Origin of the sequence: Peribacillus sp. YIM B13472, assembly GCF_042788005.1 — a bacterium.
GTDB lineage: Bacteria > Bacillota > Bacilli > Bacillales > DSM-1321 > Peribacillus > Peribacillus simplex_E.
Map to the genome: position 1 here is coordinate 54,085 of NZ_JBHZPG010000014.1, position 25,831 is coordinate 79,915.

Sequence of the window (25,831 nt, forward strand, 5' to 3'; positions counted from 1 at the left end):
ATTAGTTCTGAAAAATACTAATAATACTTCTTAAACAATGTTCACTTTGTATATATTTAATAGTGCGCAAAATATCGACTGTAACCTAATTTAAGGAACCCCAACCCTACAATCTACCAAATTTTACCCGGCGTCCAGTTACGGCTCACACGTGTTAAGCTCTTAAAAAGAATACATATCTTAAATTCACTTGCTTTTGAAAAATCCTCCAACATATACTCAAACATCCACTGAGAATAATCATATGGATTAATAGGATTTTTCTCGGATTATTCCATTAAAAACTATCTTCTGGAATCCGTATGTTGCACCGCTTGAAGAGAAAATTTTTACATCTTGAAAAGACTAACAATTTAATCTTTTAATTGGGAACAATCTTTATCACTTTTGTTCTTATTATCAAAGTTCTTACTTTTATGAAGGGTTATTAAAATTAAGCATATATTAAGTATAGCTCCTGTCACACCAAAAAAGGAGATAGCGGCCAAATCATTTGAAAACAAATAATAGCCAATTGCTAAAGCAGCAACACTTGAAAGCAACATCAAAAAAGTGAATTTTAATTGAAAAGCCTGTGCCGATAAAACAGGCAAAGAAGTAACACTAGGTCTATTCAAAAATCCAAAAAACGACAATAGTGCTATCCACCTTGCATATTCCCCCGCAGTCACCCATTCAGATCCAAATACAAAGCTGAAAAGCCATGGGCCAAAAGCCACTATGATTCCGTAAGGTAAAATCCCGATTATCCCCAAAGATATAGTAGCCTTTTTAATCAAAGGTGTAAGGTTTTCCCCATTGTTTGCTGCCTCCGAAATTCTAGGATAAAATACATCCCCTACAGATTTACCTAAAAGCATAGACGGCATAGCAAGAACAGTTCTGCAAATTGAATAAAATCCTGCTGAAGCAGGTCCAAAAAAACTTGTCAACAATAAAACAGGTAAACTCTGAGAAATCCCATATAAGAAAACTTCAGGAGCCCTAAATAAAGGGAAGTCCTTATATTTCCCAGAAAGTTCTCTAATTGATATCGGTACCTCATCTATCGCAATTGAAGATTTATAGACCGATCTCCTTGCATAGATAATCATCATAATAGCCTTCAGTCCCTCACTAAGAGCTGATAGAATAATTAGTACTACAGCCACTGGATGAAAAAAACCAAGACTTACTTTACTCCCTTGCAATATTAAGGCATGAAGGAAAGACACTTTTGCAGTAATTCCAAATTGCTTGGTACGTATTAACCATTGCTCAACAACTTGCAAAAAACCTGAAAACAAAATAATGATTGGAATAAAATATAGGTATGGCGCAACATCTTCTATTCGAAACCATCTAGCAATAAGTTGATTAAAAATCAGAAAAATTAGAGCAACAAAAATCGATATCCCAGTGGTAATATACAAGGAAAGCCTTATTATCCCTTTAGCATCTCTATCATTTTTTGGAAGAACAATAGCCAAAGGATATGTTAGTGCTGCAATAGGAGTAAAAACGCCTACAATAGCTATGAATACACCCACCAATCCAAAAGCTTCTGGACCATATAGTCTTGTAATAACAGGTGATAAAGCCATGGTTACTGCTTGAGCTGCCGCAGTTCCACTGATCATTATTAATACATTCCGAACAAAATTATTTTTACTTAATTTCACAATTTTACTTTTCATTCATACTCCTTATAAACCTTGGTTTTCAAAAGGTAGGAATTAAATGGCAATTAAATTCACCCCACCTATTAAAAAAACAAAATCAAATATTCAATTTAACAAGTTTATTGAAACTAATAAAATCATCATACCTATTAATAAAAATGTATAAGAAGGTACTTGAAAAATCTTATTCGAATTTAAAAAACTAAATTTTGATTGATTATAATTACTACCTTTTTCTAGATTTTATTATTTTAATTATTTATCGACAAAATTTTTCAAACTAAATAACCTATTGTAAACTATTGGTGAAAATAAAAATAATCTTATCTTTATTTTCATTTTCACATTATTTCCTTTATAATTTTTCATTATTGATAGTACTTCATTACTTAATTTTGGATAATACTTATCTATCTCCCTATAAATTATGTTGATTTTAGCTTTCATACTTTTACCTGTTTCTATAAAATTTAAACAAGAGTTAAAATTAAACAAAAAAGAGCCTATGATAAATTCGTTTTTTATTGAATTAGCTATATCTATCAACTTCTTATTATTACCTTTGGCTTCCATATAATAAATTGTTCTATTCATTGCATTTATTACATCAAATCGTTTTATATCGTAACTATTAGATATCGATCCAATTCTTTGTACATAGTATGATAATACCTCATTAACAAATAATACATGATTTACCTTAGATAAAAACTTATAAGTAAACTCTTGATCTTCTCCATTACTACAACCTTCTGTATACTTTATATTATATTTTAATAACGTTGACTTTCTATAAGCGGCACTTCCTACAGAAATGAACATAGCTCTCTCTTTAATTATATATTTTAGGGTGTCTATACCTGACATAGTTTTTAAATTTGAACGATACTTATCAAAATAATTAGTGATATCCATTTGGTGTGTGTCTACTTTATTAAATCCCCAGCATACAACATCATTTTCATCGTCAAGAAATTTATCAATCCTTTCTACTAACTTATGACTGACATAATCGTCCCCATCTAAAAACATCACATACTTGCCCATAGATTGATACAAACCTATATTTCTTGCTGTACTTACTCCACCATTCTCCTTTTCAATTATTTTATATTTAAAAGTAGCAGATTTACCCAAAATCTCCTTTACAATATTTAATGTATCGTCCGTAGATCCATCGTCCACAATAACTACTTCGAAATCAACTTTACTTTGGGAAACTAACGAGATTAAAGTAGTTTCTATATAGGAGCCCACATTATAAGTTGGTATAACAATACTTAATTTCATTCAAAAAATCTCCTCTTGTTAAATTAACCTATTGAGTTTTATAAATTATTCCAAAAGAACAAATCATCTTAGCATTATACTTGATTGACAATCAAGAAAACCACCTTATAAGCTGGTTTTAGTATTTAGAGAACTAAGAGCAGAAATATAAAAACAAAAAGGTACAATAAATTGTATTGTGGAAAGAGTATTGTCAACAAAAGAGTATATTAAAAAACTCAATATGAAACTAAAGTAATAAATGTGGATTTTTTTTTGTAACCGAATTCCAGTATTAATTAGTACAAACAGAAGAGAACCGAAAATTAATATTAAACCTATTATTCCATTATCGAAAAAGAATCTTATATATTCATTATGAGGAACAGTAAATCCTTTATAGAGACTCCCATCATTTGCAACCAATACTGCTCCTAAGCCTTGCCCAAATATTTCCGCACCTTTTGCCTGAGAAATAAAATATCGCCATGCAATATCTCTACCTGAAAGGTTAATTCCAATATCAGTAGTATTTGAATTAAATGATCTTAGGATAATATTCTGCCACTGAGTGATTAAGAACGTAGTTATAGTAATTAAGAATAAACTTAAAGGCACAATAACAAATATTCTACCCTTCACAATTTCTTTTATATTATCTGCTAGATATACTATTATAAGAACAACACAGCAAATTAAAGGTCCTCTAGTACCCGTACTTAATAAAATTAAAAAGTTACTTGCACTTAATATAAATAGTAATAATTTTTTATTAGCCCGTCTCTTTATCTCTATCAAACTAACACAAAACCCCAAAAACGCCAACATCGCTAAATGTGGACCTATGTTAGCACCCTGTAATCTTTTTCCTCCTGAATATTCTTCAGTAATTAATGGGTGAACTCCAAGAATGTCTAATCCCGCACCTACAAATACACTAATTAATGGTAAAAAGGGTATAGTAATTATTATTCTGTTCGACATTTTTTCATCCCATTTAACTATCAAAATTAAAAAGGATGATACTAATCCTACAAAAGATATAAAGGGATCCAATGTATTTAACCTTGGATGTAAATCAGACAAAGTGTAACTTAACATCAATAACAAGAACAGAGCTAATACAGGCAGACCATTTTTTATATTAGCACCGTAATATTTTAAAAATATTAACACAATGAATATTACCAGTAATTTATATAATGTTAGAGTATCAAACCCTAACAAATTAAAACTAAATATAATATTAATAGATATAGAAGATGATATTAATAAGACAATTGGAATCCTATTGTTTTTTTTCAACATCCATATTAAAAATATAATCACATTAAAAAATATTAAAGTAAATACTGGAGATAAACTTACTAGGAAACCAAGTATTATACTTAGAAAAATAATGATTATATAAAATAAGTATTTATGTTGTTGAAAATTTTGCTTCTGTATACCAGCCATATCAAGACACCTTTTCTAACATTTATTATCCACGAAATCTATAAGGAATATTTGTTTGTTTACAACCAAAAAAAGAACTCATTTTGTAATGACAAATATTGAGCACATTTACTGTGCATTTTTTTGTAATTTATATAAGGGAATAGTCCGAAAATCCAAATTTTCCCTAGTCATTCCCTTTATTTTTTCTTTTAAAAAACATTCATTAATAGTGAATTACTTGAACTTGTTCAATCGTATTCCACACAGTAAATTAAAATTCATAGTCGTTCTTTAAATTTAAGATATCTTTTCCCTTGAAATAGCAAAAAAAGCCTGGCACCAATATTCATCTCTTTTATTGGAGATCTTTCCTTACCAATTTCTAGCTTCTTAAGAGGTTTTTATATAAATCAACGATTTTATCGACTGAAACATAAATATTATATTCTATCCTTATTTTTTCGCTATTATTTCTTTCAAACTTCTCAATACTAAATTGGTCATTTAATAGATTAATTAAGCAATTGGTTAAGCTATCTACATCACCAGGTTTAATGACAAACCCATTCTCTTCTTTAACAACAGAAGATATTGAACCAACATCTGTAGAAACTACCGGTAAACCATAACTCATTGCTTCCAAAATCGACATGGGCATTCCTTCATTATAAGAAGGTAAAACATAAATGACACTCTTCCTATAGATTTCATCAATCACCTTTTGATCAGAAATCCAACCGGGTATTACAAACATATCTTCTACGTTTAATTCTTTTATTCTCTTTTTAACTTTATCAATTTCACCATCACCGGCAATTAAAAATTTATATTTGGAATTAATTTTTCCTTTTATTTGCGAAGCTGTCTCAATAAGGTCGTACGTTCCCTTTCTTTGAGAGAGAACGCCCATTGTTGTTATATAGATTTTTTCTTCAGAGCTTTTTAAAATTTCTTTAGGAAATACAGCATTATCTAAAGAAACAACCTTGGTTTTACTAATTGATTGATAGTATTCCTTCCATTGCTCTCCCAGTGCAAGGATAAGAGAAACTTTATTGAGTGTATCCTTAATCTGTTTTTGCTGACCATTTGAACTTTCATTATAAAAGTCCTTAAATTGAGAACCATGCATATGTAGTACAATCGGTATGTTTTTGCGATTTAATAGATGAATAATATACCTTTTACGAACATAGCTTCCTCGATAGGACATATGAATATGTGCCACATCGTATTGTTTTTTCAATAGATTTAAGTTAATGAAAAGTTTGAAATACTGAATAACAAAATAAAGTATATTAATAAAATGATTACTTCCATAATAAGTAGGGAAATATTCGAGATTTACCTTCTTTGGCATTCCAGATTCCAAGTAATTTTTCACCACTCTGGTAATTCCACCGTTCACACGCAGATGAGAGCCTATCATTATTACTTTCATTGATTCACCTTTTTCTTCTTCTTTGTAATCGATAAACTGGTATTAATATTATTTTAAAGTTATTAAGAAGTTCTCTAATATTTTAATAACATTGTTTGTATTAGATTGGTATACTCTAAAGTCCATATTTTTTACTTTTTCTATTGCAACCTCTATTTCTTTAGTATCCGTAACCGCATAGATTATATTTGAATTAGCAAACTGTTCTATTATTTCAATCTGATGGTTATCAACATGCTCTCCAAACTCTTTCATTCTTGGAACGCCAATTACCTTCTTTTCCATTTTGACACCGTTAATTATTGAACCAGTTCCTCCATGTGTAATAATGATAGCGCTCTTCTCCATCACTTCTAAAAATTCCTCTTTATTTAAAAACTGCTTAAAAGAATATAGTTTGGGCTCATATGTTGAGTAACCAATTTGAGCATAAATTTCATCAGATTTAAGAAAATTTTTCGCTACTAAATGGTCTATTTCTTCTAATAATCTATTAAACTGAAATTTTTGAGAACCCACTGTAACAAATATCAATATATTCCGCCTCCGTAGATTGCATTAGGATAAAACTTTTTTAATTCTTCCCATTGAATTAAAAATAAATCTGCAATCCTATACATTATCCTTCCAGTAATCGTTGGAGAACTAATTTTTGAGAAGGATTCAATAAAAATTAGTTTTTTTCTAAACAACTTTGCTAATAAACAGATAGGTACTGTAGCTAATGCACCAGTAGAAATTACAACATCGGGTTTTTCTTTAAAGAAAATAACAAATGATTCAATTATTAATATAAATAACTTAATAATAAACGTTTTTTCTCTTCTATTTATTTGAGTGACATCATAAGCTTTTAAATTTTTTGAATTAAAGTTATATTGAGTTCTTTCTGTCAATATAAAACTGTCGTGTTTGTTCATTAATGGAAAAAGCATCATAAGTTGTTCTAAATGTCCACCCGAAGATGCTGCAAAACAGATTTTCAAAATTTATCCCTCTCTCACTTCTTCACTTAAACTAAAGTAATAAAATTATACAAACACAAACTACTATTAAAAGGCAGCTTTAGATCCAAATAAAACAACAACTGTTTTTAGGACAATTTTTATATCAAAATAAATTGTTCTATTTCGAATATACTGAATGTCTAATTCGACCATTTCTTTAAATCCCACATTGTTTCTTGCAGTAACCTGCCATAAACCAGTACATCCAGGAGTAACTAGTAAGCGTTGTTTATCGTATGATGAATATTCTTCCACTTCTCTTTTTAGAGGAGGCCGTGGGCCAACTAAGCTCATATCACCCTTTAATACGTTCCATAGTTGTGGTAACTCATCAATACTTGTTTTACGAATAAATTTTCCGATTTTGGTAATCCGAGGATCATTTTTCATTTTAAACATAGCCCCTGAGACTTCGTTTAGAGTTAGCAAATCTTTTAATCTCTCTTCTGCATCGGTGACCATTGATCTGAATTTATACATTTGAAATTCATTTTCGTTTTTCCCGACTCGAACCTGTTTGAAAAAAACAGGTCCTTTTGGGTCTTCAATTTTTATTAAAATAGCTACAATCAAAAAAATGGGTAATAAAAGAATAAGTCCTAAAAGTGATCCTATAATATCTATTAATCTTTTCATTCTTAAATAACCCAAATTAGCATTTAATTGATCTGCCGTTAATAAGTGGTCAGATGATGCCACTCTCTGCTCAACTGCTACAGCTTTCAAATTGGCTCCTCCCTTACTCTTATTATTCTTTTATCTTTTGTTTTTCTAGTAGGTTCTCTATAAACTCTAAAACATCATCTTTTAGAGTTATATCATTCAAAGCAAACTCCAATGTCGTTTGGATAAACCCTAGCTTCTCCCCTACATCAAATCGTTTTCCCTCAAAATCATAGGCAAATACTCGTTGAATTTCATTTAATTTTTGAATCGCATCAGTCAGTTGAATTTCTCCGCCTGCTCCTAGTTCTTGTTTTTCCAAGAACATAAATATTTCAGGTGTAAAAATGTATCTGCCCATGATTGCCAAGTTGGATGGGGCTGTTCCATTTGCTGGCTTTTCGACAAAGTTAGTTACTTCATAGCGACGCCCATTTTGGTTACTAGGATCGACAATTCCATAACGATGAGTTTCTTCTTCAGGAACTGTTTGTACACCGATGACAGAAGATAAGGTTTTATCATATTCATTCATTAACTGTTTTAAGCAAGGTGTTTCAGCTTGGACGATATCATCACCCAACAATACGGCAAATGGCTCATTACCAATAAATTTTCTTGCACACCAAACCGCATGGCCTAATCCCTTTGGTTCCTTTTGTCTGATATAATGAATATCTACTTTGGAAGGTGCTTGGACTTTCTCCAACAATTCAAATTTATTTTTCTCCATTAAATTGTTTTCCAGCTCAAACGCGTTATCGAAGTGATCTTCAATTGCTCTTTTTCCTTTTCCGGTAACAATAATAATATCCTCGATTCCAGATGCTACAGCCTCTTCAATAATATATTGAATCGTCGGTTTATCTACTATAGGAAGCATTTCCTTTGGCATGGCTTTAGTAGCCGGTAAGAATCTTGTTCCTAACCCTGCTGCTGGTATTATCGCTTTACGTACTTTTTTCATTAGATATCAGCCCTTTCTAGCTCTTTTATTCAAAAAAAAAACGATATATAGTTTTACATAGGTGAAAGTTATATTATAATGATGAAAGCGTTTCCTAATTATCTATCATTCTAAAAGATTCCTAAAATTTTCTTTTTGAATGGCATGGGTTTTTCAACAGCAGGACTTTGGTCCTTTAATAACTGTTCAGCGTTTTCTTTGAAATAAAATGTACGTTGTATTCCGTATGTTTTAGTGATTGTTTCATAGGCTTGTTGTAACGTGAATCCTCTAGAACCTATATTATGAGCATCTGTTGCAACAAAATGAGCGAGATTATGTTCGATTATTTTTTTTGAAAATGATTTAACATTTTTCCCAAAGAGACCGATAATACTACCAGAGGTAAGTTGAGTTAACGCTCCCTCCTGAACCAATTCAAATAATAGGTTATGATTCGCTATCAATTCCTTATTTCTTTCCGGATGTACGATAATTGGTGTTATTCCTTTAAGCAGCAGCTCATATATCACTTCTTGTGTGTATGTAGGAACCCTTCCCGACGGGAGCTCCAGCAGCATATATGTACCGTTATCGTCTAACGTTAGAATTTCTTCCTTTTCAAGTGAGGTGAATATGTCCCGGTGTATTCTTACTTCTTGTCCGGGATGAAGGGTAAGAGGAATATTTTCTTGTTGATAACTCTCATTTAACCTCACAACTCGATCCATGATGTCACTCTTAACATTTACATATTTCTCATTTAAGTGATGTGGCGTGGCAAATAAATGGGTGATTCCTGCTTCTACCGCTTTTTTTGCCATGTTGAAGCTTTCTTCCATGTCCGCGGATCCATCATCAACTCCTGGGAGGATGTGACAATGTATGTCGATCAAATTTCACACTTCCTTTTTAAAAAAATGGGGTATTAGCCTTAATCACTGAGGAATCAGATAGGAATTAATACCCTGATTAATGGTAGCATATAAAACTCCCATTAAACAGGGTGTTATTTTGTCGAAAATTGTTTTATTTTATTTAAGATTTATAGTAATAATAATTGCCGTTATCCGTTTCCACGCCATTCAAAACGACTCCAAGCAAGGATGTGTTAGCTTTCATTAAAAGGTCCTTTGCTTTTACTGCACTTTGTTTGTTTGTCTTGCCGCTTGCCACTACCATGATCACGCCATCACATTTATTGGCTACAATTTGGGAATCCGGCACTACCAGAACGGGCGGTGTATCAAAAATGATATAATCATAGATTCCTTTTAGTTCATCAATGGCTGTTTCTATCGCTTTGGAATTTAATAACTCTGAAGGATTAGGTGGTATCGGCCCACTTGTTAAAATGTCTAAGTTTGAAACATTTGAATTCAAGATAGTTTTTCTTAAGTCCATTTTCTTTGTCAATACGCTAGTAAGTCCATGTATATTACTAAGGTTAAAAGCATAATGTACCGATGGTTTCCTTAAGTCCGAATCCACAAGTAAAACTTTTTTCTCTTCTTGAGCCAGCACAATCGCTAAGTTGGCAGCTGTAGTCGATTTTCCATCATTAGGCTCCGCGGAAGTAACCACAATGGTTTTGATTTCTTTATCCACTGAAGAGAATTGTATGTTTGTCCTAATTAATCGATATTGTTCAGTTATAGGTGATTTAGGATTAGTCTGCGCAATTAAATTCACTTGTTTTTCATCTTTACTTCTCAAAAATCCCGCTTCCTTTCTTAATGTTACGTATGGTTCTTTATTTATGTTGCGATATTTTTTGAATGGATCCAAGTAATGGCAGGCCAAGGAGCTTCTCAATATCCTTCTCGTCTCTAATCGTATTATCCATGTACTCTAGTAGGAATGCCAGGCCAATTCCAGCCATTAACCCAATTACCACCGCAATAGCGATATTCAATAATGGAGATGGTTTTACAGGAGTAGGATTTTCCTTTACTTCTGCCTTCGCAAGAACGCTAACATTATCGACGTTCATGATGTTCTTGATTTCCTTTTGAAAAGTTTCGGAAACCGTATTGGCAATCTCAACTGCTTTTGTAGGATTACTATCTTGAACCGTTAATGAAAAGACTTGCGAATTTTCTTGGCTGTTGATCGTGATTTTTTCACTAAGTTGTTCTACGCTTTGTTCTAATTCAAGATCATCAATTACTTTTTCTAATATAGCAGGGCTTTTTATAATCACACTGTATGTATTGATCATGTCGATATTAGATTGTATTTGAGTAGAATCTAGTTGGTTCTCCGATTGTTTTTGATTAACTAGAATCTGTGTGGATGATTCGTAAACAGGTGTTAATAAAAAATAAGATATAGTGCCACTAATCAACGCTACACTTAATGTTAGTAACATGATTAACTTCCAACGTTTCTTTAATGTTTGAAAAATGTCTTCAATACTAATAGTTTCTTCCATATTATCCTCCTGATATGTTAAAAATGACCTATTACATTATACCATATATATTACCTATATTTATGTATTTTCAAGGAAATTTACATGAAACTTACAATGAAAGAATACTTTTCAAATCCCTTAGTAATTTTACAAAAAAAAAAATGGCAATACAAAGGAAAAAATTCCTAAATTTGAAATATTGCATTGAACATATATTTATTACCCATTTACCAGAATATTTTTGACTTAAATTTTCAATAAACCTAAGTATACACCCATTCCCAATTTTTGCTAGGTTGTCGTCGCATTTTAAAATATTTACGAAAAATAAACCTATCTAAATGCCTACCAAAACAGAAAAATCCATTTATACATATAGATGTGTTAAGTATTTTAGTGCCTAATTATCATTAAAAGTGATAGGAAAATGTGTAAACTGAAAGTGATAGTTTAAATCAGTATATAATTTTCATATTAATGGTTAGGTGTGTTCAAAATGATAGGTTACCGAGTTAAGTCGCTTAGGGAAGAAAGGAAAATGTCAATTAGTGAACTCTCTACAAAATCCGGTGTGGCAAAATCCTATATAAGCTCCCTAGAAAGAAACCTTCAAACAAACCCTACTATTTTAGTTTTGGAAAAAATCGCAAGTATCCTTTGTATAACTGTTGATGCCCTTTTGTATGAACAAGTTGACCATCTCATGGACGAAGAGTGGAAAGAAATCATGAAAGATATTATTGCTTCAGGAATATCCAAAGAGGAAATGCGCAAATTTATCGAAGTTAGGAAATCTACAATTCGTTAAACATGAGAAATTTTAAATTTTCCTTTTTGGTTCTTTAACATCAAAACCCACTTTACATTCATAATTTTCAACTATACCGGAGAGAGAAAAGTGATTATAACCACTTTTCTCTTATTTCACCTTTTTTAACTACTAATGGAAGCATACAAACTATTAGCTTATACTCCATAACGTAATCATATTTTTGACAGTACTCCCCCTTAAAAATTCGTACAACATCGCACCATTAATATATACTCTCTTCTTTTAGGTTTTTTCAATACCATTCATGCTATTAATTTAAGTCCATATATTATTTTTAATAGCCCTTTCAGAAGCTTTAAATATTTTACCCCTAAGCTATTCTCTATTTTACTATGGGCCAATGGATTCGGTGAAATGATTAGAATCCTTGCTTTCGTTAGCTCTTTTTGCAACTTTGACATATTGTTTTTTTAATCTTTTCCGTCTGTTCCAAATTAATCAATTGATATCCATTATTAATCACGGGATTTTAAAAATTAACCGGATTTGGATTTTTATGAATACTTTAATTTTTGTACCTTCAAACTCCTAACAAGCACCATTATGTAACCTTTATTACTTTTTATTGGCGGTCTTTTTACTATTTCTGTCAGTATATTTCGTTCAAAAATTTGGAGTTAGAAATGTCAAAGCGTCGTGGTGAAGGAATGGCATACTTCACTTTATCAGGAAATTTGGCAATGGCTTTTGGTCCATCCGTTCTTGTTTTTTTCTTTAAGCTATCTTTTAGTGGGATTGCCCCTTTCTTACCGCTTTATACCATGGAAAAAGGCCTGACCGGTATTCAAGTTTACTTTTTTTTTACGCATTAGCACTTATTTCCACACGAAAGTTCGCTGCAAATGTCTCTGATCAAATAGAACATCCAGCCGTCTTCTTTCCATCTACCCTTTTTATCGTAGCGGCGCTAATCCTTTCCTGGATGCCAAGTAACTTGATTCTGTATTTTGCAGCTATTTATTACGGCATTGGATTCCGTGCTGTCCAACCGGCTCTTAGAGTAGTCTCTTGTACAAGCAGCTCGAAATCGAAAAGGCAGTTCCAATGCCACGTTCTATCCCTTCTTTGATCTTTGAATCTATTTCGGTACCATCCACTTTGTGATTGTCTATAGAAGTATTTCTTACATAATGGTAGCAGTCTCAGTTCTAATCTCCATTTTGGCTACTTATGGATTTTAAGAAAAAAAGATATTCACTTGTCGCACAGTTGGAGGAGAATGCGAATATAATAGATATTATTATAGTGTCTCCTCCAAGTAGGTCGAGGATTGCCTCAGAAGGGCAACTCAAGTACAAATTTGCAACGGATTCTTATACATGGGGACAAATATCTGTGTATGTAGGTGGTGTATCACAGTTACCCTAGGCAAACTTTCTTGAAGGCAACCCAACAACTTTACATTGTGATAAGACGCAAATGTGTTGGAATTGAGGCTATCGCGATTTATAGATAAGTAGTTTCTTTGCTTTAGCTGGAAGCTAGTATTGAAGTATAGTTAATGAGAGGTGAGCAAATTGGAACGAAGGAACTTTTTAGTAAACATATTACTATGGATGTTAACTTTCTTTTTTGGATTTACTATCAAAAAAGAGGGTGATATCTTAAATTTATCGAAAACAGATGCAAGAATGGTTCTAGATCGAGATGGGAAGAATATCTCAGATAAAATAGGGAATTTAAATGAACAGTTGGCAGATACTACGGCGAAAGTTACCTACATGACTGCGTTGATAACACCTTCTACATCTATAGCAGACAGACAAAATATATTGAATAGTGGTTATCATGTTACTTTTGCATCAGGTGATTATAGTATAGATCAAGTTATGAATATTACTAAAAGTGATACAAAGGTAACATTTATTCCGGGTGTTACTTTCACAGTTAATACGGCTATAGATTACATTTTTAGATTAAATGCTAATTTAAAAAATATTGAGATTTACGGAAGTAATACAACCATTAATTTAAATAACAAAGCAAATGGGTTGTTAACATCAGCTAAAAATACTATTAAACAAGATAATTATATTATTAAGGGATTTAAAGTTATGAATAATGATGTCCCTTATAAATTCACAGCCGTACTTTATTTGAAAAATGTTAAAAACTTTGTAATTGAGAGTTTCAGTGTTGATAATTATAGTCGAATGGTTACACAATCAACGTCAGCATACTGTATTGGATTGTTCGATTGTGAAGATGGATATATGAGTAAAATAAGTCTTGGTAAAAGTTATATAGGTATACTGACGCATAATGTGTATAACATTAATCTTTCTAAATTTAGCATAAGTAATATGTTAGACAATGGTGTATATCTTTTAGAAAATATAAATGATGCATCAGCAGGGGTTTCATTAACAAATGGACTTATAGAGCAATGTGAGGAAGGCATTGTTAATTATTTAACTGATTTAACAATTGATGATGTGACTATTAAAAGAAACACCAATAAAGGGGTATCATTAAGAAAAGGATTAAATGTAACAATAAGTAAATGTACGTTTAGAGATAATAACACTGACATAGGTGATGACAATAGCTATAACATTTATGATAACAAAATCATAAATAATAATTTCTATAATTCAAAAATAAATTCTATAAATTTATCTAGGGTGTCCAGATCAAAAATTAAAGACAATTTATTCAAATCTGATGTTATAACAGGAACTATGGTTAGAATTGTTGATGAATCAAGTCAAGGTAATGAAAATGAAGTTTCCTATAATCGGTTTGATTCAACCAATCAATCTATTACACTGTTAGGTATTACAGGTTATTACTCTGGTGTATCAGATAATTTGATCGCTTATAATCGTTTTATTAATGCAGGGGTCGGAATAAAACTTTTGCGTTCAGGGGGAACAGGTCTTAACGCAACAAAATTATCTAAAAATATGTATTCCAACGTTGGTAGAAAGAAGTTAATAGGTGCAGGCATTACGTTAGTAGATGAAGATTTTGCTTGAATATTCCCTTTCTTAAAGGGAAAGGGGATTTACTATACAAAAATCGCCTATACAATTTTGTATAGGCGAAAAAAATTCAGACAGCCTTTCTAACATATTTGTGTTCTTTATCAGGACTTTTAAAAGTAGCAGTGTTTCCGACTATATATTTTCCGAAAGGTAATTTATTTATTATTTTCGCTAATGATATTGAGGCACCCAAGCTTATTAGAAATAAAAGTAAAATGTATATAGCTATGTTATTAATAGGTAATCTTTCCAAATAAGTCATAAAGATTTTATGTAGCAAGTATATGTTAAATGAATAATTGCTAATTAGGAAAATGACTGATGGAACTTTTTTAATTTTTGAAGATAAATAGAATAATGAAAGAACTAAAAGTGTTGTAAAAATTAAAATATCCACTCTTTTAGATGAAACGAGATTAGGTAGTCCTAAGAACTGTGATGTTAGAACAACTATTATGCTTATAAACGTGCCAATAAATAAATAAATTTTGTATTTTTGTATGAACGACTTGAAGTATTGAATGTTTTTCCCACTGTAATAACCTAAAGAAAAGTAAAATATCCAACCGACAAAAGGCATCCAACTCAATCTAGTCCACACGTATTCAGAGTGAGGAATAAATTCCATGGGAGGTACGAAATTAAAAAAGGCAAGAAAGGCTCCGTTTATGATAAAGGTTATAGGTAAAACGTATTTTGCTTTCCATCTGTAAAAGTATTTTTGAAAGAACAAGTGTAAAAAGTAAAATTGAAAAATGATTATTATAAAGTATCCTACGTAATCTGCAAGAATGATGTTTCTAAGAATTTCAATAATAAGAGCGTTTAAACTAAGGCTTCCAGCATCTATAATTCCGTATATTACAGCCATAGATAAATATGGTAAAAGTAAGAACTTAAACCTTTTGATAAAGAATCCTTTTGGAAGATGTTTAGGATAAGACTTTGATAATAAAAATTCCGAAATAAAAACAAATACTGGTGTTCCAAAAATAAGTATCATTTGTAGTCCAACCAATATATCTTGAGACGTTGAATCGAGGTTTGAAAATTTACTTAAACTAGATGTTACCGAGTGTAAAAGTACAATAGCTAAACAAGCTATAGCCCTAATAATAAATATTTCAGTTACTTGTTCTTTTTTTGTTGACATTAAAGTTTATCCTCCTGTAAATTTTAATCTTACAAATTGTATCACAATGCCAAAAGGAAAATAGTCAAATTGTAAAATAAAGCCTTAAATGACACCTTAAAATAAGTAATTAGTAATCTGTAGGACTCAAACTGGCAATTTTATATTAAAGTAGGAAGAAATTGTGTGTAAAGCACTACGTTAATTGATATCATATTTGCTGTAGCCAAAGTTCTTCTGTATTAGTATTTTGACTATTTGTAAGAATATAGATTTGCGCTTGCTGTTTTAATTTGTTCATTCTTGAAGGATGATGAAATTCGGGTAGAAAGTCTTCTAGTTTGAAAAAGGTTCAAATAAGTCGGACATGCTAAAAGGGGAAAAATTGCGGATTTACAAAAAAAAAGCATTAAACATATTTCTTGCTTCATCAATTCTCTTTATTTTTTATTTCACGATATTCAATCATCAATCTTTGGGAATAGGGAGTAATGCGGGCGGTATTAATTTAAAGCCATTGGTAACTATAAAGATGGTTCCTTTCAAGGAAATGATAATCAATACATTAGGTAATTTAGTATTATTTGTTCCTTATGGCATCTGTATTTCGTTTAAATGCAAAAAACAATACCGGATTTTTAAAGTTATAATTACTGGTTTTTTGTTTTCTTTAACAATTGAAGTTTTTCAATTGTTTCTTTCCAAAAGATGGACAGATGTAGACGATATTATTTTAAATACTCTAGGATCATTTTTAGGATATCTTATATTTTTAATAATAGATACAAGGGTCAATCATAAAAGAAAGGTTAATACCATTTTGGAATAAATTGTGTGCTAAAGCACTACGTAAATTGAAATCATATTTGCTGAAGCCGAAGTTCTTCTGTAAAAGTACTTTGACTATTGGTGAGAATATAGATTGGCGCTAATTCTGTTTTAACGGTTTCAAATTGCGGATTTACAAAGAAAAGCATTAAATATATTTCTTGATACATTAATTTTATTTATTTTGTATTTTACGTTAATCGATTATCCATCTTTTGGGATAGTAAGTATTACGGGCGATATTAATTTAAACCCAATTGTAACTTTAATGTGATTCCCTTCTAGGAACAAATAATACTATATTAGGTAATTTAGTATTATTTGTTCCTCTAGCCAAACATTATCTGAAGAATCTTGAATAACATAACTTTTACCATCATCCAACAAGGCTTTAGAAGAGATAGATGCATTCTCTAAAACAATATAGTGGCTAAATTCACCGAAATTTTTAAGATTAGAGCTAATAATACAAGAAATGTAAAAATTTATAACGCAACCAAATAATATTATCCCCTTTCATTTTTGGAGTATCTAGGTAGCTTAGTGTTTGTAGCGACTTTTTAATTATTTGTAACAGAGTTGGGAACAGTGGGAAAAAAACTAGTAGGAACGGAAATTTAAAAAGTAACAACCATTCAGAAATGTCTTTTAAGAAATTGTTCAAGCCTCTTGGCCTACTTAAAATCCTAATCCCCTATACCATGAATCCCTATCATGCAATTTCTTAAATCCATTGTAAAGTATGTAATGATTTTTTACTTGTATGATAGAAAAAAAGGAGTTTTGGGAATAATTATTCTGCAGTATATTGAAATTCTGGTGCAGCAATTAAGTGTTATAAGCAAGGTTTGGGAATCAAGTTATTGGGAAATCCCTTTCCGGTTGGTGCAGGTGATGCAAAAAAAACAAATATGACGCATGATCTTCTTGCTGATCATGTTAAAAAGATGTGTAATGCTAAAACATCTTTTTAGATGATCTTAACAGCACAGTTGGCTGTATTTCGAAAAAGTTAAAAATCCAGCATCATATCAAGATCCTGGTTAGATGTTTAAGATTTATTTTAATTTCATGAGCAAACCGAATGATTCAACTTGTCTGCTTAAACTATGGATTTAATTGTAAAGTAATTGCATCAAATGCCTCATATAAATAGAAAGCGCTTTCATTTATAATAATCACAAGAAAACCAAGCCGAGAGGTGTGTTCAATATGGTAGGTGAAAATGATGGGAATTTCTTTAAAGGACTTTTGTTTGGTACATCTTTGAGCATACCGTTATGGATTTCTTTTTTTGGATGGATAAAATTGATCATTAATGGTTTATTTTAGAGCCCTAGGGCTCTTTTTATTTTGTTGTAGTCAATATTACTTAGATTTATAGTGATCTCTTAATTTTTATAGATTGTTCTCTATAACTTTAGTAAAATGAGAATGATAATTACTATCAATTAAGGAGAATGGCTGTTATGGGTGTACCTTTGTTAAAAGAAGAACTTCCGGTTGTTAATCAAATCTGGTCGCGTGATTTTATTATGATTTTCTTGGCTAACTTTTTTGTTTTTTTATCCTTTCAGATGACTTCCCCGACCCTCCCGCTTTTTGTAAAGGAGCTTGGCGGAAATGAACGGTATATTGGGTTAGTTGCTGGCATGTTTTTATTTTCTGCCCTGATTGTCCGCCCTTTTGCTGGACAGGCCTTGGAAACAAAAGGCAGACGTTTTGTTTTCCTGTTCGGTCTAGCCCTTTTGGCTGTATCGATTGGTTCGTTTGGATTTATGATGAGTATTTTCCTTCTATGTGCCATAAGGATTGTACAAGGGATTGGCTGGGGATATACGACCACCGCAACAGGTACGATTGCCTCCGATCTTATCCCAGCAAGGCGTCGGGGTGAGGGAATGGGATACTTCACTTTATCGGGGAATTTGGCGATGGCTTTTGGTCCTTCATTTGGGCTTTTCTTAGCGGATGTTTTAACCTTTCAACATTTGTTTTTATTTTGCGGTGTATTAAGTCTGGCAGCTTGGATCATGGCTTCAACAATTACTTATAAAAAAGTAGATCATGCTTCTGCCCCAGTTAAAACTAATAGGTTTGACATTTATGAAAAAAGCGCTGTTGCTCCGTCCGTTCTTGTTTTTTTCATTACGGTAACTTTTGGCGGGACTGCTACCTTCTTACCGCTTTATACAATCGAAAAAGGTCTGACAGGTATTCAAGGATACTTTTTTCTTTACGCTTTAGCTCTTATATTCACACGTATGTTTGCTGGAAAAATCTATGATCAAAAAGGACATCAAGCTGTTTTCATTCCATCCACTCTTTTTATCGTAGTGGCGATGCTATTGCTAGCCTGGATGCCAAGTAACATGATTCTGTATATGGCAGCTATTTTTTATGGCATTGGATTCGGTGCTGTACAACCGGCTCTTCAAGCGTGGTCTCTTGAACACGCTGCCCGAAATCGAAAAGGCATGGCCAATGCCACTTTCTATTCCTTCTTTGATCTTGGAATCGGTTTCGGGGCCATCCTCTTCGGACAAATCGGCTATCTGTTTGGGTATATAAGCATTTACATAATGGCAGCAGTCTCTGTGGGGATTTCAATAGTGGCTTACTTATGGATTTTGCGAAAAAAATAGTTAAATATCTGGATTAGAATACTTCTATAAACACCTAAATCCGTTGCATACACAGGTAATTCTTCATTCCCATGAGGTTATAAAACCAGCTCAATACCTACGAAATGCTAATGGATCATTTCTGGAATCTAAAGATCTTTCCAAATTAACCAATAATATTTGTAGAGAACAATTTGGAGGAATTACATGAAAAAGTTATGGCATACATTTAATATACGCTATTATGAAACCCTTTTTAAGGATTGTTTAGATGATCAAATGAAATGGAAATTACAAAAAAAAATATCTTACCATTTATTTAAACTGGCTGAATTAAATGATTCACACACTTCCTGAAGATTAAGGAAGTTCGGCCGTCCATTTGGGCGGCTTTTTTCATGTAATAAATAGAGAGAGAGTTAAATGGAGAGTGGACTAAATCAATAAGAATAAAATGAAAAAGCAAAGTTGTATCAGAATATACGGCAACGAAAAATTAAATAAGTAACCACCATTTATACATGTCTTTAAAGGAATTGTTCACGCCTCTACCCCTACTTTACATCCTAATACACTAGTTCATGCTTTCATATCAGGTTAATTTTTTAACCCTATGTAAACTATGTTATGGTTTTATTTGTTTTAAGTAATGTTATTGTATTCCCTGTTTCCTTCTCTCTTTTTCGTTGTATGATAGAAAAAAAAGGAGTTTTGGGAATGATTATTCTGCAGTATATTGGAAAAGCTTTTTCATTCATGCATAAGGATATACCGGAAACTCATGTTAAATGCCATGTTTGTGCAGGTACAGGTGCTTACGATATTTATACAGATTGTCTTACCTGTAATGCAAAGGGATTAATTAGTAAAGTTGAGTATAATAGGAGGCTTGAAGAGGGTGAGATTTAAAGAATTTCATGAGGTCGATATATGTAACCAGAAGCAATATTGGCTATTGCTTCTTTTTTTTGTCCAAAAACGGTGCCGTTTGCCCCTAACATTAATAGGATATTTTATGATCAGGGGGGATACATATGACAGCAATTACTCAAGTTGGATTGGCTGTACCTGATTTGGATGCTGCGATTAAGTGGTATGAGCAGGTGTTGGGATTCAGGTTATTGGCGGGTCCCTATTCGTTTGATGCAGGTGCGGAGAATGAACATAATATGACGAATGATCTTCTTGGTGATGATGTTAAAAAGATGCGTAATGCTCATTTGATGGCGGATAATGGAGTGGGGATTGAGCTTTTTGAGTTTGAGGAGCCGAGGATGCCTAAAGGGGAGAGTCGCGGGTATGAGGGCTTTTTTCATATTTGCTTAATAGCGGATGATATCGAAAAGCTAGCTGAAGATATTGCTGCTTCTGGCGGAAGAAGGCGAAGCGATATATGGAATACTTGGGAGAACAAGCCCTTTTATTTAATATATTGCGAAGATCCTTTCGGCAATATCATTGAACTCTACAGCCGAAGCACGGAATTGATGTATGGAAACAAAGATTGACAAGAACAGCCCCCAATTTGAGTTTGGGAGTTGTTCTTGTTTTTCTATCACTTTTTAACCGTTACTTTTCTTGATTCGCTTACGTTTTTCGCTTTGTCTTTGGCAGAGGTATATAGGTTCTGCCCGGCTTTTTGCTTGGGGATTTTAACCGAGAATGTGCCTTTGGCCGTTGCAGTGGCAGAGCCGATCACTTTTTTTGATGCTTTGATGGATACTGTGGAGTTGGCTTCTGCTTTGCCTGTTACTTTTGTCGTTTTTGTCGTTACTGTGTTGACCGTCGGTTTACTTGGCGCTGTTTTGTCTGCGACGGTCACGGTTTTGATTGAGCTAACATTTCCTGCTTTATCGGTTGCTGTAACGGATAGGACTCTTCCGGCTTTTTGTTTTTTTGACATCGTTACGGTGAAATTCCCTGCGCTGTTGGAATTTGCTTTGCCGAGAACCGTACTGCCAGTTTTGACAGTGACGGAAGAGCCCGCTTCCGCTTTGCCGGTTACTTTGACGGTATTGTCCCCTACCGTATTTACGGAAGGTCTTGCAGGTGCCGTTTTATCTGCCACTTTAAATGAAACGGGTATACTTTTATTTCCCGATTTATCGATGACTCTAGTAGAGATGGTCGTGCCGGCTGTTTGTTTTGCGATAGTCGCCGTAAAGGTTTTTTCGCCGTTGATTTTCACTGTGGCTAGTTGCTTATTACCGGTATAAATGGAGACGGTCCCCGTTTTAAAATCATCCGGGATTTTCCCATTGATCTTGGTGTCCTTATCGGATATCCCAGTCACGGCCGGTTTGGTCAGCGTCTTCATCTCGAGTGCTTTTTTGGCATTGACCCGCCCGTTTCCATAGTATATGTCTTTCCCTTTTGCACCTAGGTCCACGGCTGAATCATAGAGGCGGTATTCGACCTCCGTTTTGTTGAGTTTGGGCTCATTGGACCAAATCAGTGCCGCTACACCCGCCACCATCGGCGTGGCCATCGATGTTCCGCTCATCCAGCCGTATCTACCATATGGCAAGGTTGAAAGGATATCATCTCCTGGGGCCGCGATATCGACTGTTGAATGGTAGTTGGAATAACTGGGACGCCTGTCCCTTGAGTCAGTGGCAGCAACGGAAATGACGTGGCTGAATGCGGCTGGGTACACACGCTGAACATTTTTCCCCATATCCCCTTCATTCCCGGCCGCCGCGACGATCAGTACGCCTTTTTTATAGGCTTCCTGGACGGCATTGTTCAAGGCCTCCGAATAACTGGTGTCTCCTAAACTCATATTGATGATGTTTGCCTTTTGCTGTACGGCATAATGGATCGCCTCAATGATATCGGCCGTATCGGCATACTCTCCATCAAAGACGTTGATCGGCATTAGTTTAACATTCGGGGCAACACCCGTTCCGCCTATGCCGTTGTTCGCAGAACCGGCAATGATGCCTGCGATATGCGTTCCATGCGCCCCTTTTGGTACGATATGCTTCCGATTTTTTATCGTATCATAGGCATTGACGATCTTCCCTTTTAAATCTTCGTGGTTGCGATCGATGCCGTCGTCAATGATGGCCACGATCAATTCCTTCGATCCCATTGATTTTGTCCACGCTGCACTCGTACCAAGCCTTTTATGATGCCATTGGTCTATGTAGGCTGGATCGTTCGGGCTTCCCATCTTCTTGAAAAGATAGTTTGGTTCTGCATATTCCACATCCTTCTGTTCTTCAAGTTCCTCGATCAGGTTGTCGGTCGTTTCCCCTGTAGGAACCTCCACCTTCTCTATCAACTCGTTGATCGGCTCATCATTCGTCTCTTTATATTTGACGATGACACCATCAGATTGCGGGGTCTCCTCTGCAGATGCAGTTTCTTGCTGGTAGATTGGCAGAATCATAAACAATAATAATGCCGGCAGCAAAACCTGAATAAGTTTGTACATACAATCACTCCAAAAAATATGATTAAGAATAGCTATCGATGAGGTTATATCATGAACCAATTCTACTATTATTCCTAACTAGATTGTATACCGTCCGATTTGGATTTACTAACCTTTTATCTAGTAAAAATAACTTATTTGAAAAAGAAAAAAACCGCTATAAAGCAGTTTCAGTTTGTCGACAAATAGGGTTCTATCTAATTTTAAAACAAAGCGGTTGACTGTAGACAAACTTGATAATAATTGATTACTTTAAATTTGATTTCCACTCCAGGCACTCGCTTTCCGCGGGCGGTCCGGGAGCCTCCTCGCCGCTTCGCGTCTGCGGGGTCTCCCCTGACTCGCTTTTCCCGCAGGAGTCTCGCGCCTTCCGTTCCAATCAACTTATTCAGATAAAAACACTTTTGTCTAAAAAAGGGGGGCCGAAGTATCTCACCCCGAATCCTTTTCTAAAAGAAGACTTGTTTATCTTCATGTTTTTTACTTTTTATATGGATGAAACACTAAATTGAAGAAATTTGCGACACTCCTGCCGAATTACTGGCTAGCCGAGACCCCACAGCCGCTTGCGGTGAGGAGGCTTGGCAGACAGTCGGCGGAAAGGGAGCGGATTTCTGAAATCAACTGGCACTTTTTTGAAATAAAAAAACTGCAGGCAAACTCGCTTTTCTTCGAGTTTGCCTGCAGTCTGTAACCGCTATAAAGCGGTTTAATGTCCACCTAAATAGGCATTCTTGATTTCTTCGCTTGCGGTCAGTTCCTCTGATTTGCCTGATAGGACGATTCGGCCGGTTTCGACAACATAGGCTCTGTCCGCGATGGATAGTGCTAAGTTGGCATTTTGTTCAACCAGCAGGATCGTTGTACCTGTTTTGTTGATTTCTTCGATGATGTTAAAGATTTGCTTCACCAATAATGGCGCAAGTCCCATCGATGGCTCGTCCAAAAGCAGGAGCCGTGGCTTGGCCATGAGGGCCCTGCCCATTGCGAGCATTTGCTGTTCCCCGCCGGAAAGGGTTCCGGATTGCTGTTTCAGGCGCTCTAGCAAACGCGGGAATAATTCATAGACTTTCTCCATATCCTGCTTGATGCCTGCCTTGTCTTTACGTAAATATGCACCAAGCTGAAGGTTTTCTTCAACGGTCATGTTAGCAAAGACACGCCGGCCTTCAGGGACATGGGATATGCCCATTTTCACGATGGATTGTGCTGCCTTTCCGCCGATGGATTGCCCTTCGTAGATGATCTTCCCTTGTTTTGGTTTTAATAGGCCGGAAATGCTTTTCAGCATCGTGCTTTTCCCGGCTCCGTTCGCCCCGATAAGAGTCACGATTTCGCCTTCGTTAATAGAAAGCGAGATTCCTTTCAAGGCTTGAATGTTTCCGTAATAGACGTTGATGTCCTCGATTTTTAACATTATGAAACCTCCTCGCCCAGATAGGCCTCGATGACTTTTGGATTGTTACGGATTTCCTCTGGCTTTCCTTGAGCGATCAGTTGTCCGTGATCGAGTACGTATATGCGTTCGCAAACACCCATGACGAGCGGCATATCATGTTCTATCAATAATACGGTCAAATCAAATTTCTCACGGATGAGGGCAATCAGGTTCATGAGTTCGTGCGTTTCCTGGGGATTCATCCCCGCAGCCGGTTCATCCAGTAAAAGCAGTTTCGGGTTGGCTGCAAGTGCGCGGGCGATTTCCAAACGTCTTTGTTTACCATATGGCAGGTTCTTCGCCTTTTCGTCCTTATATTGATCAAGGTTGAAGATCTTCAGGAATTCAATCGCCTTTTCATCCATTTCCTTTTCGCCTTTAAAATGGATCGGCATGCGGAAGATCGAACTTAAAATGCCATGCTTCGAAAGCGAATGATAGGCCACTTTAACATTATCGATCACGGATAGTTCACTGAATAAGCGAATGTTCTGGAATGTCCGGCTGATCCCTTTTTGCGTGATTTTATATGGAGGCAGTTTTCTTAAGTTCTCACCTTCCAAAGAAATGGTGCCTTCTGTCGGGACGTAAACTCCTGTCAGCAAATTAAAGAAAGTTGTTTTTCCAGCGCCGTTCGGCCCGATCAAGCCAATTAATTCCCCTGGATATAACTCGACGTTAACATCAGAAACGGCTTTAAGCCCTCCGAACTGGATGCCGACTGAATCGACTTTAAGCAGCGGTGTTTTTATTTTTTTCATGGCTGCTTCCTCCTTTACGTTTGAACATGGATGTTATTTCTTTTGTCCCCATTAAACCTTGTGGACGATAGAGCATCATCACGATAAGCACAAGGCTGTAGATGATCATGCGTGTTTCCGGATAATCCTGAAGGAAAGTCGTGACTAGCGTCAGTAATATCGCGGCCAATACGGCACCGGAAAGACTTCCAAGACCGCCAAGTACCACTAGGATCAAAATATCGAATGATTTCAAGAATCCGAAGTTCGATGGCTGGATGATATAGAAGTTATGAGCGTAAAGCCCTCCAGCAACACCGGCAAAAAAAGCACCGATTGCAAATGCGACAACTTTGTAATACGTCGTGTTGATTCCCATCGAATCGGCAGCCGTCTCGTCCTCGCGGATCGATATGCAGGCCCTGCCATGGGTCGAGCTAGTAAAGTTCCGGATGACGATGATCGTAACGATGACGGAAGCGAATACCCACGGCCAAGTGGTCAAATGGGAAACCTGCATGCCGCTCGCCCCGCCGACATAATCGATATTCAAAAGCATGATCCGGACGATTTCCCCAAAACCGAGGGTCGCAATCGCCAGGTAGTCACCTTTTAAGCGTAAGCTTGGAATCCCGATGATCAATCCTGCCAACGCTGACGCCAAACCTCCGACTATCAATGCCGCATAAAATGGCATTTCCAGCTTCATCGTCATAACGGCTGAAGCATAGGCACCGACTGCCAGGAATCCGGCATGTCCGATGGAGAACTGCCCGGTTATCCCGATGATCAAGTGCAGGCTCGCTGCCAGAATGATATTGATCCCGATGAACATGAGCGTATTTTGATAAAAAGGATTTAGCGATCCGCCGCCGATTAACACTTGAACTACGGCGAAAAAGATCAATGATAGTGAAATCGAGAGCCAAAAACCTTTTGCTCGCTTAATTGTAGTCATTGCTTTGTCT

Annotated in this window: 25 protein-coding genes; 9 read left to right on the top strand and 16 right to left on the bottom strand. The window is 34.8% G+C overall.

Translation table 11 applies throughout. The annotated features are described in order from the left end of the window. Nucleotides 1–353 precede the first annotated feature (353 nt). The 11 genes from ACFX4I_RS12925 to ACFX4I_RS12975 all read right to left on the bottom strand — a co-directional run bounded on the left by ACFX4I_RS12925 (nt 354) and on the right by ACFX4I_RS12975 (nt 10,861). On the bottom strand, nt 354–1,676 hold the full coding sequence (locus tag ACFX4I_RS12925; protein WP_377421068.1) for a lipopolysaccharide biosynthesis protein: 1,323 nt from the start codon (nt 1,674–1,676) through the stop codon (nt 354–356). 240 nt (nt 1,677–1,916) lie between these two features. Next, complete coding sequence (locus tag ACFX4I_RS12930) at nt 1,917–2,951, bottom strand: glycosyltransferase family 2 protein (RefSeq protein WP_377421070.1); 1,035 nt, start codon at nt 2,949–2,951, stop codon at nt 1,917–1,919. Between the two features lie 105 nt (nt 2,952–3,056). Further along, on the bottom strand, nt 3,057–4,388 hold the full coding sequence (locus tag ACFX4I_RS12935; protein ID WP_377421072.1) for an O-antigen ligase family protein: 1,332 nt from the start codon (nt 4,386–4,388) through the stop codon (nt 3,057–3,059). 364 nt (nt 4,389–4,752) lie between these two features. Then, nucleotides 4,753–5,811: a glycosyltransferase family 4 protein gene (locus ACFX4I_RS12940; RefSeq protein WP_377421074.1), complete on the bottom strand. Its 1,059-nt coding sequence runs from the start codon at nt 5,809–5,811 to the stop codon at nt 4,753–4,755. A gap of 48 nt (nt 5,812–5,859) precedes the next feature. Further along, nucleotides 5,860–6,345, bottom strand: a complete 486-nt coding sequence (gene pssE, locus ACFX4I_RS12945) for a PssE/Cps14G family polysaccharide biosynthesis glycosyltransferase (protein ID WP_377421076.1) — start codon at nt 6,343–6,345, stop codon at nt 5,860–5,862. Beyond that, on the bottom strand, nt 6,342–6,797 hold the full coding sequence (gene pssD / locus ACFX4I_RS12950) for a PssD/Cps14F family polysaccharide biosynthesis glycosyltransferase (RefSeq protein WP_053347094.1): 456 nt from the start codon (nt 6,795–6,797) through the stop codon (nt 6,342–6,344). The genes pssE and pssD overlap by 4 nt, the downstream gene beginning before the upstream one ends. 66 nt (nt 6,798–6,863) lie before the next feature. Continuing rightward, a complete protein-coding gene (locus ACFX4I_RS12955) occupies nt 6,864–7,517 on the bottom strand; it encodes a sugar transferase (protein WP_377421130.1) in 654 nt (217 codons plus the stop codon). A gap of 49 nt (nt 7,518–7,566) precedes the next feature. After that, entirely contained in the window at nt 7,567–8,448 is an 882-nt protein-coding gene (galU, locus tag ACFX4I_RS12960; RefSeq protein ID WP_377421078.1) for a UTP--glucose-1-phosphate uridylyltransferase GalU, read from the bottom strand. A gap of 110 nt (nt 8,449–8,558) precedes the next feature. Then, on the bottom strand, nt 8,559–9,323 hold the full coding sequence (locus ACFX4I_RS12965; RefSeq protein ID WP_377421080.1) for a tyrosine-protein phosphatase: 765 nt from the start codon (nt 9,321–9,323) through the stop codon (nt 8,559–8,561). 142 nt (nt 9,324–9,465) lie between these two features. Then, nucleotides 9,466–10,143: a CpsD/CapB family tyrosine-protein kinase gene (locus tag ACFX4I_RS12970; protein WP_377421082.1), complete on the bottom strand. Its 678-nt coding sequence runs from the start codon at nt 10,141–10,143 to the stop codon at nt 9,466–9,468. Nucleotides 10,144–10,180: 37 nt separating this feature from the next. Next, nucleotides 10,181–10,861: a YveK family protein gene (locus ACFX4I_RS12975; RefSeq protein ID WP_377421084.1), complete on the bottom strand. Its 681-nt coding sequence runs from the start codon at nt 10,859–10,861 to the stop codon at nt 10,181–10,183. Between the two features lie 478 nt (nt 10,862–11,339). On the opposite strand from ACFX4I_RS12975, the gene ACFX4I_RS12980 reads away from it, so the two are divergent. The 3 genes from ACFX4I_RS12980 to ACFX4I_RS12990 all read left to right on the top strand — a co-directional run bounded on the left by ACFX4I_RS12980 (nt 11,340) and on the right by ACFX4I_RS12990 (nt 14,653). Then, nucleotides 11,340–11,651, top strand: a complete 312-nt coding sequence (locus ACFX4I_RS12980) for a helix-turn-helix domain-containing protein (RefSeq protein ID WP_377421086.1) — start codon at nt 11,340–11,342, stop codon at nt 11,649–11,651. A 647-nt stretch (nt 11,652–12,298) separates the two neighbouring features. After that, nucleotides 12,299–12,487, top strand: coding sequence for a hypothetical protein (locus ACFX4I_RS12985; protein WP_377421088.1), 189 nt, complete (start codon nt 12,299–12,301; stop codon nt 12,485–12,487). Nucleotides 12,488–13,192: 705 nt separating this feature from the next. After that, on the top strand, nt 13,193–14,653 hold the full coding sequence (locus ACFX4I_RS12990) for a right-handed parallel beta-helix repeat-containing protein (RefSeq protein ID WP_377421090.1): 1,461 nt from the start codon (nt 13,193–13,195) through the stop codon (nt 14,651–14,653). 76 nt (nt 14,654–14,729) lie between these two features. On the opposite strand, the gene ACFX4I_RS12995 is transcribed toward ACFX4I_RS12990, so the two are convergent. Continuing rightward, entirely contained in the window at nt 14,730–15,815 is a 1,086-nt protein-coding gene (locus ACFX4I_RS12995; RefSeq protein ID WP_377421092.1) for an acyltransferase family protein, read from the bottom strand. A 364-nt stretch (nt 15,816–16,179) separates the two neighbouring features. Between ACFX4I_RS12995 and ACFX4I_RS13000 the strand changes: the two genes are divergently transcribed. The 5 genes from ACFX4I_RS13000 (at nt 16,180) to ACFX4I_RS13020 (ending at nt 20,754) form a co-directional block, all read left to right on the top strand. Beyond that, complete coding sequence (locus ACFX4I_RS13000; protein WP_377421094.1) at nt 16,180–16,623, top strand: VanZ family protein; 444 nt, start codon at nt 16,180–16,182, stop codon at nt 16,621–16,623. Between the two features lie 1,468 nt (nt 16,624–18,091). Next, nucleotides 18,092–19,267: an MFS transporter gene (locus ACFX4I_RS13005; protein ID WP_377421096.1), complete on the top strand. Its 1,176-nt coding sequence runs from the start codon at nt 18,092–18,094 to the stop codon at nt 19,265–19,267. A gap of 186 nt (nt 19,268–19,453) precedes the next feature. After that, a complete protein-coding gene (locus tag ACFX4I_RS13010; RefSeq protein WP_309518672.1) occupies nt 19,454–19,603 on the top strand; it encodes a hypothetical protein in 150 nt (49 codons plus the stop codon). 360 nt (nt 19,604–19,963) lie between these two features. Next, a complete protein-coding gene (locus tag ACFX4I_RS13015; RefSeq protein ID WP_034308728.1) occupies nt 19,964–20,155 on the top strand; it encodes a hypothetical protein in 192 nt (63 codons plus the stop codon). Nucleotides 20,156–20,280: 125 nt separating this feature from the next. Next, nucleotides 20,281–20,754, top strand: coding sequence for a VOC family protein (locus ACFX4I_RS13020; RefSeq protein ID WP_377421098.1), 474 nt, complete (start codon nt 20,281–20,283; stop codon nt 20,752–20,754). A 47-nt stretch (nt 20,755–20,801) separates the two neighbouring features. Here the strand turns inward: ACFX4I_RS13020 and ACFX4I_RS13025 are convergent, their stop codons facing one another. Beyond that, nucleotides 20,802–22,685 (bottom strand): S8 family serine peptidase, encoded by a 1,884-nt coding sequence (locus ACFX4I_RS13025; RefSeq protein ID WP_377421100.1) that lies wholly within the window; start codon nt 22,683–22,685, stop codon nt 20,802–20,804. Between the two features lie 508 nt (nt 22,686–23,193). Here ACFX4I_RS13025 and ACFX4I_RS13030 point away from each other — a divergent pair. Continuing rightward, nucleotides 23,194–23,379 (top strand): hypothetical protein, encoded by a 186-nt coding sequence (locus ACFX4I_RS13030; protein ID WP_377421102.1) that lies wholly within the window; start codon nt 23,194–23,196, stop codon nt 23,377–23,379. A 15-nt stretch (nt 23,380–23,394) separates the two neighbouring features. Here ACFX4I_RS13030 and ACFX4I_RS13035 read toward each other — a convergent pair whose 3' ends face one another. The 3 genes from ACFX4I_RS13035 to ACFX4I_RS13045 are packed head-to-tail and all read right to left on the bottom strand — an operon-like array spanning nt 23,395 to nt 25,821. After that, nucleotides 23,395–24,102: an ABC transporter ATP-binding protein gene (locus ACFX4I_RS13035; protein ID WP_230301211.1), complete on the bottom strand. Its 708-nt coding sequence runs from the start codon at nt 24,100–24,102 to the stop codon at nt 23,395–23,397. Then, nucleotides 24,102–24,884, bottom strand: a complete 783-nt coding sequence (locus ACFX4I_RS13040) for an ABC transporter ATP-binding protein (RefSeq protein ID WP_034308746.1) — start codon at nt 24,882–24,884, stop codon at nt 24,102–24,104. The genes ACFX4I_RS13035 and ACFX4I_RS13040 overlap by 1 nt, the downstream gene beginning before the upstream one ends. After that, on the bottom strand, nt 24,856–25,821 hold the full coding sequence (locus tag ACFX4I_RS13045) for a branched-chain amino acid ABC transporter permease (protein ID WP_230301210.1): 966 nt from the start codon (nt 25,819–25,821) through the stop codon (nt 24,856–24,858). Before ACFX4I_RS13045 ends, ACFX4I_RS13040 begins: the two co-directional genes overlap by 29 nt. Nucleotides 25,822–25,831: the final 10 nt, after the last annotated feature.